This window comes from Terriglobia bacterium (assembly GCA_032252755.1).
Classification (GTDB): domain Bacteria; phylum Acidobacteriota; class Terriglobia; order Terriglobales; family Acidobacteriaceae; genus JAVUPY01.
Genome location: JAVUPY010000090.1, coordinates 73,283 through 84,523 on the forward strand (window position 1 = coordinate 73,283; position 11,241 = coordinate 84,523).

Consider the following 11,241-nt stretch of genomic DNA (forward strand, 5'->3'; position numbering starts at 1 on the left):
ACGAAGCTTCTTGACCAGCATTCCTTCGCGTCTTCGTAGTTTCTTTCACTCTCACTGAAAGAAATCTCTCGGCGTGAAATTCACGATCTTCCACCCCTTTTTCCCCGCCGCGAACTCGAACCGTACCTGCCCTTCCCTCCGCACAGGCAAGCCCGACTGCGGAGTCTCCTCAATCTGCCACTCCGCTATCGCTGCCTCGTGCCCGCCTTCCTCTGACGTCTGCAGCAGGCGAAAGTACGCCCGGAAGTCCTGGTATTGGGCAAAATACCCGTAAAGCCGGTCTTGAAAGACGTAGTACCCATCCATCTTCTCTTTGTCGAAGACCGCCAGCATCTGCCGCGGATTGTGCCCCAGCAACGCCTGCCGTATCTGGCCCAGCACCTGCTTCGCGACCTCGTCAGAAAACTCTGTCGGAATCGCCTTCTCTGGTTTAGATTTCTTCGTCTCGGCAGCTTTGCCGGTGGCCGCCGGCGGAGGCGTAGATGTCTGCGCGAAAAGCGCGTACGCAAAAATGATGATGCAGCAAATAAGGACGACTCGTCGAATCATGAAGCAAAAGGTACAAGGTGCAAGGTACAAGGTGCAAGAGCTGTCACCCTGCGTTCGAATCCGTTAGAGGATAATAAGGCTGGGATAGTCATATGACTAACCACTCAATTGCATTCTTCGCTGGCGCTCTACCATGGTGGTTCATGGTTGCAATGTATCTAGGCATAGGAGTTTTTGTAGCCCTGGTTTTGCGGGGTAGTAGAGCGCTCATTCGATTCGTTCGAAAGTAATTGCCTCAACGACTGATTTCGCGTTCTTGCACCTTGTACCTTGCACCTTGCATCTTCTTCTCCCATGGCCCTCGAAGAATACCGCCGCAAACGCGACTTCAAAGCGACGCCCGAACCGCCGCCCAAACTCGACCCGCGCAAAGGCTTCCGCTTCGTCGTGCAGAAACACCGTGCCTCGCACCTGCACTACGACTTCCGCCTCGAAATGGCCGGCGTGCTTAAATCCTGGGCCGTCCCCAAAGGACCATCTCTCGATCCCGCCGACAAGCGTCTCGCCATGATGGTCGAAGATCACCCCGTCAGCTACTTCGATTTCGAAGGCACGATTCCCGAAGGCAACTACGGCGCCGGAACCGTCGAAGTCTGGGACGCTGGAACCTGGTCGCCACTCATGCCGCCCGGCAAACACTCGCGCGCTGAGATGGAAAAAGCCGCCGACGCCCTGCTCAACAAAGGCGACTTCAAGTTTTCGCTCAAAGGCCGCAAGCTCCAGGGCGAATTCGTTCTCGTAAAGACCCGCTCACGTCGCCCAGGCTCCAAAGGAAACGAGTGGCTCCTCATCAAGCATCGCGATGAACACGTCGAAGAGGGCTACAACATCGACTCGCACGACGGCTCCGTCCTCACTGGCCGCACGCTTGACCAAATCGCCGGAGACGCAACCTCCCGCGAATGGACCAGCAGCCGCCCCGCCGCCAAAGGGAAAAAATCCTGGCTGGCAAAATCGCTAGCTGTTCACGATAAGAAGGTTGCGAAAGAACGGGAGGCCAACGGCAAAACGGCAAAGCAAAAAAAGGCAAAACCGAAACCAAGTCAAAGGGCAGAAGTCAAAGGGCAGAACGAAAAACCAGGAAAGAAAAGCGCAGGCCTCAAAAGCTCCACGAAACATTCCGCCGCGCCCTCTGCGGCCTCTGCGTTAACCCGTCTCCCCGGCGCAGAGAAACGCCCCATGCCTAATATCATCCACCCCATGCTCGCCACCCTCGTCGACGAGCCCTTTGACGACGCCGAGTGGTTCTACGAACTCAAGTTCGACGGCTACCGCGCCATCGCCTTCATCGAAGATGGCGACGTGCGCCTCGTCTCGCGCAATCAGAACGACCTCACCGCCGGATATCCCGAACTCTCCGTCATTCCCGAGGCCATCCGTGGCAAGCAGGTTATTCTCGACGGCGAAATCTGCGCCCTCGACGAAAACGGCCGCTCCAGCTTCAGCCTGATGCAGCAGCGCACCGGCCTCACCTCCGACGGCCCGCGCAAGATCCGCAACGCTCGCCCCGCCATCCCTATCATCTATTACGTCTTCGACCTGCTCTACCTCGACGGTTATTCCCTGCTCCGCGTCGATCTCGAGAAGCGCAAGGAACTCCTGCGCGACGTCCTCAAAGACTCGCAGCTCATCCGCTACTCCGAACACTTCCCCAGCGGCACGCGCCTTTACGCCGCAGCCGCCGAGCAACAACTCGAAGGCATCATCGCCAAGCGCAAAAGGAGCTGCTACATCGAGAAGCGCTCGCGCGAATGGCTGAAGGTCAAAATCACGCAGATGATCGAGTGCGTCGTCGGCGGCTACACCGAGCCACGCAACTCGCGCGAGCACTTCGGCTCCATCGTCCTCGGCCTCTACGACGACAAGAAACGCCTCATCAGCATCGGCCAGGCCGGCAGCGGCTTCACCCACAAAACTCTCGAAGAGACCTGGAAGAAACTGAAAGCGCTCGAAACTTCCAAGACCCCCTTCGCCACCAAAGTCGATTCGCCGCGTGAGACCCACTGGGTCAGACCACAACTCGTCGCGCAAATCAAGTTCACCGAGTGGACCCACGAAGGCGAAAGCGGCCAGGTCCGCATGCGCGCCCCCGTCTTCCTCGGCCTCCGCACCGACAAAAAACCCGAAGACTGCAGATTTGAAAAGGTGAAAAGCACGAAAGAGGAAGTGAAGAAGGCAGAGAGTGGAGATGCACCGTGAAGTTCTAGGCGTTACCCATCCGACGAGTCGCAATTCTCCAGAGCCCTAAATTGAACACAACGCCCGCGGCAGCCCACTCCATCCCAGTCACAAGGACCAGCAGAGATTCGGCAATGATCTCAAGAGTTGGATTGAGTCCGAAACATTGGTGTTCTGTGGTGAACAGACCCAGAATCTTATCGGCGTGCCAATTGAGGAAGGGATTGGTTAAGTAAGCGAGTCGGATACCGCCGGTTTCAGGCCATAGGCGAACCCACAGGCAAGCTGTGAGCATTAGCGTCGCGCCAGTTGCTGCCCACCACCGTGCGACCTTAAGCCAACGCCTCACAATATTACGGACACCAAATAGCTTAAGAATGTTTCGCGTTTGAAGGTTTACTGATTCTGCTAATGGCGTTTTTGCGAATAGCGAATGGCTACTCTCTATTCGCTATTTGCTTAACGCCTGCCCTGTATAACTCTTCTTGATCTTCGCCACCTGCTCCGGAGTCCCCTGCGCGACGAGTCTTCCGCCATCTTCGCCGCCTTCGGGCCCAAGATCGATGATCCAGTCGGCATTCCGAATCACATCAAGATGGTGTTCAATAATAATGATCGTGTTGCCGAGATCGGTGAGCCGGTGCAGCACGTCCAACAACTTACTCACATCCTCGAAGTGCAGCCCCGTCGTAGGCTCGTCCAGCAGATAGAGGGTGCGCCCCGTCTGGCGCTTGCTCAACTCGCGCGCCAGTTTGATGCGCTGCGCCTCGCCGCCGCTCAGCGTGACCGACGATTGCCCGAGATGGATGTATCCGAGCCCGACATCGACCAGCGTCTGTAGCCGCTGCTTCGCCTGCGGAATGTTTTCCAGCAGTGCCAACGCGTCCGTGATCGGCATCTCGAGCACGTCCGCGATCGAGTAGCCCTTGTACTTCACCGCCAGCGTTTCGTGGTTGTAGCGCTTTCCGCCGCACACCTCGCAGAGCACATACACGTCCGGCAGGAAGTTCATCTCGATGCGCCGCTCGCCCTCGCCCTGGCACGCCTCGCAGCGACCACCCGGCACATTGAACGAGAAGCGCCCGGCCTTATACCCGCGCTCGCGACTCTCCGGCAGCATCGCAAACAGCTCTCGAATATGCGTGAACACACCGGTATACGTCGCCGGGTTCGACCGTGGCGTGCGCCCAATCGGCGACTGGTCGATCCGTATCACCTTGTCGATATTCTCCGCGCCCTGTATCGCCTTGTGCGCCCCAGGCTCCTCTCGCGACCTGTACAACTGCTTCGCCAGTGCGCGATACAAAATGTCATTTACCAGCGTCGATTTCCCCGAACCCGACACACCCGTCACCACCGTCATCACGCCCAGCGGAAACGCAATATCCAGCGAGCGTAGATTATGCTCCGTCGCCCCAAGAATGGTGATCGCGTGCCCATTCGTCTGGCGCCGCTCGAACCGCGTCACGATCTTCCGCTTCCCGGCGAGATACTGTCCCGTCAGCGACTCCGGCGCCTTCTGCACCTCCGCCGGCGTCCCCGAAGCCACCAGTTTTCCGCCGTGCTTCCCCGCACCCGGCCCGAGGTCGATCACGTAATCCGAGCGCCGAATCGTCTCTTCATCGTGTTCAACGACGAGGACGGTATTTCCCAAATCGCGCAGCTCTTCCAGCGATTGCAGCAGCTTCTCGTTATCCCGCGCGTGCAGGCCAATCGACGGCTCATCTAGCACGTAAAGAACTCCGCGCAATTTCGACCCGATCTGCGTAGCGAGTCTTATTCGCTGCCCCTCGCCGCCGCTCAGCGTCGCCGCCGAACGACCCAGCGAGATGTATCCCAACCCAACGTGATTCAGGAATCCAAGCCGTTCCGCAATCTCCCGCACGATCCGTCCCGCCAGTTGTTCTTCGCGCTGGCTCAACTTGATCTTCCCCGCCGCCTCCACCGCACGCGCCACCGGCAGCGCCGTGAAGTCGGCAATCGAAAGCCCGTTCACCTTCACGCCCAGGCTCTCTGGCCGCAACCGCTTGCCGCCGCACGCTGGACACGGCGTCGCCGACATGTACTGCAACAGCCATTCGCGATACGTCTCGCTCGTTGCCTCTTCGATCGACTGCTTGTGCCAGGTGAGAATGCCGCGGAATCCGGACCGCCGCCCCGAAGTCTGCGGCCCATACAAAATCGCGTTCTGCTGGTCTTCCGTGAGCTGCTCGAACGGCTTGTCCAGATCGATTCCGTTGTCTTCGGCGAACCGCCTCGTCATCGACTGTAAGTACGCCGAGCCCGATCCCGGCCCCAGCCCTCCATCGAACAGCGGCTTCGACCAGTCGGTGATCACCTTGGCCGGATCGAAGTCATACTTCGAACCCAACCCATTGCACTCCGGGCACGCGCCATACACCGAGTTGAATGAGAACGAGCGCGGCTCCAGTTGCGGCACGTTGATGCCGCACTCCGGGCAGGCCAGTCGCGAAGAATAAAGATGCTCTTCGCCATCGACCACCACCACCTGCACCAACCCATTCGCGAGCTTCATCGCGACCTCGACCGAGTTCGCCAGCCGCTTCTCGATCCCCTGCTTCACCAGCAACCGATCGATCACCACTTCGATGGTGTGGTTCTTGCGCTTATCCAGCGCAACGTCCTCGTCGATATTCCGCAACTCGCCATCGATGCGCGCCCGCGTGAATCCCGCCTGCGCCAGTTTCTCCAGCTCTTTCTTGAACTCGCCCTTGCGCCCGCGCACTATCGGCGCCAGCAGCATCACCCGGTCTTCCGGCTTCAGTTCCATTACCCCGGCGACAATCTGGTCCACCGACTGCCGGCTCACTTCGCGCCCGCACCGAGGACAATGCGGTACCCCAATCGAGGCATAGAGCAAGCGTAAGTAGTCGTAAATCTCGGTGATTGTCCCGACTGTGGAGCGAGGGCTGCGCGAGGTAGTCTTCTGTTCGATGCTGATGGAAGGGCTCAGTCCGTCGATGGCATCGACGTCCGGACGCTCCATCTGGTCAAGAAATTGGCGCGCATAGGCGGAGAGCGTTTCGACGTACCGCCGCTGCCCCTCGGCATAAATCGTGTCGAATGCCAGCGACGACTTCCCCGACCCGCTCAGTCCCGTAATCACGGTCAGCGTGTTGCGCGGAATATCGACGTCGATATTCTTCAAATTGTGCTGGCGCGCACCGCGCACCGAAATCCGGGTAATAGCCATGCAAAACCTGATGTTTCAACCTTCTACTCAGGTGTCATCCTGAGCGGAGCGCGGCAGCACCGCGCGGAGTCGAAGGACCTTTGTTTGGCTTATCCCTCAAAACTCCACCGCCCCAGGCACGGGAAAACACCACCTTCCCCGAGGTACATCGACCCTCGGTGACGTGGACAGGTCCCCTTAAGTGGGCGGAAAGTAATCGAGACAAATCGACTCAAGTATCTTAGTTGGCAACAGTAATCAGCGTCAAACAGTGCTACTAAATACTGATAGGGAACGAACCACGGCGGCCTCAGGTGATTGGTTCCCGAGCCGATAGTAAGGGCGAACCAGGATGCGCGCGAAGCGCATCACAGGATGGCGGAATTGATCACAGTTTTCACAACTTTGTTCTTAATCGTTACCGTAATTTTGGCTCTATTCATTGGCATTCTTATGGGCTACGGCTCCATCGCCGGCATCCTTTGGCTATTCCAGCACAACCGCACCGCCCACAGCGGACCCCCGGCCCTTGCCCACAGCAGTACCGGAGATTAACAAGCTTCAGCACAACCACGCTGTCGTACAGCAAAGAGCCACGCTAACCCGCGTGGCTTTTTGGTTCTACAACCACTCAGGCTTTTATCGATAGTCCTTCTGTGGTGAGTAGGGTTTCAACGCTGCGGGGCCATTCACCTGCCCGAGTTCCCTGCTGAATGGCCGCGCTCTCGCTCATGGAGTTGCCGTCTCCCACGCGTAGCCTTCTTCTCCGTGTTGCGTCAGGTCCAACCCTTCAATCTCGTGTTCCTCGCGTACCCTCAGGCCGATCGTCTTGTCGACCGCGAACAATACGAGAGTCGTGCCGACAATCGCCAATCCGCACGCGATCGCCACACCCACCAACTGGTTCAGCAACTGGTGCGCATTTCCATCGATCAACCCAAGGCCCAGGGCATTCCCCTGCCCGTCCTTGAAGATCGGGTTAATCCCCTTGCTCGCAAACACGCCAGTCAAAATCGCGCCCAGTGCTCCACCCGCACCGTGCACGCCAAAGGCGTCCAGCGAATCGTCGTACCCGAAGATCGCCTTCACCTTCGCCACCATCATGTAGCAGAACACGCCGGCAACGGACCCCATCACCAGCGCCGACATCGGGCTCACGAAACCCGCCGCCGGCGTAATCGCCACCAGTCCTGCCACCGCACCCGAGATCGCGCCCAGCGCACTCGGTTTCCCGTTACGAATCCACTCTGCCGCGCTCCATCCTATTGCCGCCGCTGCCGCTCCGAAATGCGTCGCCACGAACGCGCTCGTCGCCAGGCTTCCCGCCGAGAGCGCCGAGCCCGCATTGAATCCAAACCACCCCACCCATAACAGACACGCGCCAATGAAGCTCAGCACCACGCTGTGCGGCGACATCGCCTCGCCTGGATAATCAATCCTTTTTCCGAGATACAGCGCGCAAACCAGCGCCGAAACTCCCGACGTGATGTGCACCACCGTCCCGCCTGCGAAATCGAGCGTCGGGAAACGCCCGCCCAGCGCGGCATTCAGCAAACCGCCCTTGCCCCAAACCATATGCGCCATCGGCGCATAAACAACCACCGTCCACAGAACCAGGAAAACGGCCATGCCGCTGAACTTCATCCGCTCCGCAAACGCACCCGTGATCAGCGCCGGCGTAATGATCGCGAACATCAACTGGTAGATCATGAATGTCTGCAACGGAATGGTCGGCGCATAGTCAGGATCCGGCGTCGCGCCCACTCCATGCAAAAAGACGTTGTGCAGTCCGCCGATGAACGACCCGCCCGGGCCAAATGCCAGGCTGAACACGACCACCCCCCACAGCACCGTGATCAGCGCCATCATCGCGAAGCTCTGCATCATCGTCGAGAGCACGTTCTTCTTCCGCACCAGCCCGCCGTAAAATAGCGCGAGCCCCGGCCCGGTCATCATCAGCACTAGGGCGGAGCTCACCAGCATCCACGCGTTGTCGGCCGAAGCTTTCGCATCGGCCACTGCGGCTTCCAGTTGTGCAATTTTGTCGGCGGAACTCGGCGGCGCCGCCGCTTGCGCCCACGCAGGCGCGCTCAAAAGCGCCAGATAGACTGCGACCAGCAAGACCACAAACAATCTACGCATACCGGCAATTGGCTCCCCGAATTCGATTCAGTGCGTGAGCACAAAAGGTATGCGTACTTTCTTACTAGCGACCGCCCCACACGTAAAATCCAAAGTATTTATCGGGGCTATCAGCGAATGTTATGGGGCAGAACTGAACGGCAAAACTCTCAGGATTCGCTTCGGCCTTTCAAACTGAGGCGTTCGACTTTAGACTCTCGACGACGTTCTCTTTAAACGCTTTCTCCCCGCAGAATTTTCACCGCGTCTGGGCCGTCACCATTCCTGCTCTTGCTTGCGGCGTCTTCCTGCTCCACGCTCTCCCCTTCACCCGGAGCCAGGAACAGGTTCTCCTGCAGCCCGTGCTGCTTCGTGTAAAGCTCGAAGTATCGCCCCTGAAGCGCATACAGCTCTTCGTGATCCCCCCGCTCGACGATTCTTCCCTCTTCGACGACGAGGATCTGATCCGCCCTCCGAATCGTCGAGAGTCTGTGCGCGATCACAAACGTTGTTCTCCCACGCATCAGGTACGAGAGTCCTTCCTGGATGAGTGCCTCCGACTCGGAGTCGAGACTCGAAGTAGCTTCGTCGAGGATGAGAATTCGAGGATCCGCCAAAATCGCGCGCGCAATGGACACCCGCTGCCGCTGTCCTCCCGAAAGCTTCACCCCGCGCTCTCCGATGATCGTGTTGTACTTGTCCGGAAAACTCTCCGCGAATTCATCCACCCTCGCGATACTGCACGCGTTGAGAATCTGCTCTTCCGTAGCGCCCGGCCGCGAGAACGCAATGTTCTCCCAAATCGTTCCATCGAACAGGAACGAGTCCTGCAGGACCACTCCGAGTTGGCTGCGATAGGAATCCAACCGAACCTTCGAAAGATCAACGTCATCCACCAATACTCTGCCGGCTGTCGGTTTATGAAATGCCGCAATCAATCCAATAATCGTCGACTTCCCCGACCCTGACGAACCTACCAGCGCCGTTGCCGTCCCTGGCCGCGCCTCGAACGAAATATTGTGCAGAATCGTCTTCGACGGATCGTATGCAAAGCTGACGTCTTCGAACCGGACATCCCCCACCATTTCCGGCAGAGTAACCGTTCTCTCCGGATCCTGGTCCTCGGGATGCTCGCTCAGGACTTCCTTCGTGCGCTCCAGTCCCGCAATCGCTTCCGTAATCTGCGTTCCCACGCCGACCACCTGGAACAGTGGCGCCGCCAGGAATCCCAGCAGCATTATGTATTCCAGGTACCCGCCAGGCGTGAGCTTTCCTGCAATCATGAGTCTGGCACCCATGTACATCACCACGGCGCCCACCATGCCCATCAGCATCGCTGAAGATAGACTCATCACCGAAACTGCCGTCAAGCTTCGGAACACGTTCTGTAGAAGTCTCTGCACACCCGCCGCGAACACCTCGTGCTCGCGATCCTCCGCATGGTATCCCTTCACCACGCGGACCCCGCCTAGCGTTTCGGTCAGCCGCCCTGTCACCTCGGCGTTGATCTTCGCGCGCTCGCGGAAAATCGGCCGCACGTACTTGAACGCCTTGCGCAGCACAAATCCGAACGTCACCAGCGCCGCGAACGCAATCATCGTCATCTGTACGCTGATCTTCATCAGGATGAAGAACGCGATCGTCGCCGTCAGCAGCCCGCCGGCAAAATCCACCAGCCCCGTGCCGATCAAATTGCGCACGCCTTCCACGTCGCTCATGATGCGCGACACAAGCGTACCCGTCTTGTTTGCGTCGTAATAGGCGACAGGAAGCCGCCCAATGTGTTCCTGCACTTTTTCGCGCAGCTCCGCGATCATCCGCTGCGCCGCCTTGGAGAGAGTTTGTGTGAGGGTGAAAGAGGTAATGCCCTGAACGACAGTTGCCGCTAGCACAACCCCAATCAGCGGGATCAACAACTGCATCTGGTGTTTGCCAATCACCGTGTCCAGCAGAAACTTGCTCGCCGGCGGCAACACCAACCCGCACAACCGGTTGATCGTCATCAGCGCCAGGCCCAGCGCGAGCAGACCGCGCCGCGGCCGCATCAGTCCCCAGATTTCCGGCAGCGCCTTGAAAATCTCCGTCTTCTTCTGAGGCGTGTCCGTCCGGATCCCGGATTTGCCCGTCGCCTTTTCGGCTGATCTTGTAAGTTCCCTTTCAGGTTTCACTATGAATTAGATTCTCTCACCAGCATCCCCGATTCGGAATTGCCCGATTTGCCCCGACAGACCGTCATCTCGGTGCCCCACATCTGCGCGCCTTTCGCAGATGTCGGTCTTTCCAACTCTCCGTGGGTCAGCCTCTCCGTGGCGCACGTCCGCCGGTCTCAGCAGAGGTTCGCCCCCCCAGCTTTGCGCATCAACATACCGACTCCAAGCATCCTTTATTACATGTTCAAGGATCGCTTCATTCTCGGCGCGCTCGGCGTATCCGCTTTCTCCTTCCTCATCACTTATTACGTCACGCATCGCCCACCCGCGCCGGCCGCGCCCGATCCCCCCGGCTCCGTCTTTATGGGCGCCCAACAGGAAGAACCCGGCAGAGTCCATCATATTAAGGTTAGCGATCTCCCCGCCCCGGCCCCCGACCAGTCCGTCGACAATGGCCCTGATGTGGTCGCCCGCCCCGCGAACGCGTGGCCCCAGGTTCCACCGGGATTCAAAGTCTCGCTGTACGTCGAGCACCTGCACACCCCGCGGCTCATTCGCACCGCGCCAAATGGCGATCTCTTCGTCGCCGAAAGCTATGCCGGCAACATCCTCGTTCTACGCGGGGTAGATAAAGACGGCCATCCTCAACAGAGCGAAGTCTTCGCCACCGGCCTGAACAAGCCTTTTGGAATCGCCTTCTATCCTTCCGGCCCGAACCCGCAGTGGGTCTACATCGGCGAGACCGACGCTGTCATCCGCTTTCCGTATCACGTCGGCGACATGAAGGCCACCGGCGCGCCGCAGCACATCGCCGATCTCCCCGGTGGCGGTCATCTCCGCGGCGGCGGTCACTGGACCCGTACCATCGTCTTCTCCAAAGACGACAAGAAGATGTTCGTCTCCGTCGGTTCCTATTCCAACGTCGATGACACCGACAACAACCCCCGCGAGTACCATCGCGCCGACATTCTCGAATTCAATCCTGACGGCTCCGGCGAGCGCGTCTACGCCTACGGCATCCGCAACGCCGTTGGTCTCGCCATCAATCCC

General features: G+C 58.8%; 6 protein-coding genes. 2 read left to right on the plus strand and 4 right to left on the minus strand.

Going from position 1 to position 11,241, the window contains the following annotated elements:
* Positions 1–51 precede the first annotated feature (51 nt).
* Positions 52–549, minus strand: a complete 498-nt coding sequence (locus ROO76_22475; GenBank protein MDT8070938.1) for a hypothetical protein — start codon at positions 547–549, stop codon at positions 52–54.
* 294 nt (positions 550–843) lie between these two features.
* On the opposite strand from ROO76_22475, the gene ligD reads away from it, so the two are divergent.
* A complete protein-coding gene (gene ligD, locus ROO76_22480; protein ID MDT8070939.1) occupies positions 844–2,748 on the plus strand; it encodes a non-homologous end-joining DNA ligase in 1,905 nt (634 codons plus the stop codon).
* Positions 2,749–3,178: 430 nt separating this feature from the next.
* On the opposite strand, the gene uvrA is transcribed toward ligD, so the two are convergent.
* The 3 genes from uvrA to ROO76_22495 form a co-directional block, all read right to left on the minus strand.
* Positions 3,179–5,941 (minus strand): excinuclease ABC subunit UvrA, encoded by a 2,763-nt coding sequence (gene uvrA, locus ROO76_22485; GenBank protein ID MDT8070940.1) that lies wholly within the window; start codon positions 5,939–5,941, stop codon positions 3,179–3,181.
* Between the two features lie 708 nt (positions 5,942–6,649).
* On the minus strand, positions 6,650–8,062 hold the full coding sequence (locus ROO76_22490; GenBank protein MDT8070941.1) for an ammonium transporter: 1,413 nt from the start codon (positions 8,060–8,062) through the stop codon (positions 6,650–6,652).
* 212 nt (positions 8,063–8,274) lie between these two features.
* Positions 8,275–10,086 (minus strand): ABC transporter ATP-binding protein, encoded by a 1,812-nt coding sequence (locus tag ROO76_22495; protein MDT8070942.1) that lies wholly within the window; start codon positions 10,084–10,086, stop codon positions 8,275–8,277.
* Positions 10,087–10,257: 171 nt separating this feature from the next.
* Here ROO76_22495 and ROO76_22500 point away from each other — a divergent pair.
* Positions 10,258–11,241 (plus strand): PQQ-dependent sugar dehydrogenase (locus ROO76_22500; protein ID MDT8070943.1); only part of this gene is annotated, 984 nt, incomplete at its 3' end.

Coding starts and splice junctions, on each gene's coding strand:
- ligD (MDT8070939.1), top strand. CDS start 844: ATGGCCCTCGAAGAATACCGCCGCAAACGCGACTTCAAAGCGACGCCC.
- ROO76_22475 (MDT8070938.1), bottom strand. CDS start 549: ATGATTCGACGAGTCGTCCTTATTTGCTGCATCATCATTTTTGCGTAC.
- ROO76_22495 (MDT8070942.1), bottom strand. CDS start 10,086: ATGCGGCCGCGGCGCGGTCTGCTCGCGCTGGGCCTGGCGCTGATGACG.
- ROO76_22490 (MDT8070941.1), bottom strand. CDS start 8,062: ATGCGTAGATTGTTTGTGGTCTTGCTGGTCGCAGTCTATCTGGCGCTT.
- uvrA (MDT8070940.1), bottom strand. CDS start 5,941: ATGGCTATTACCCGGATTTCGGTGCGCGGTGCGCGCCAGCACAATTTG.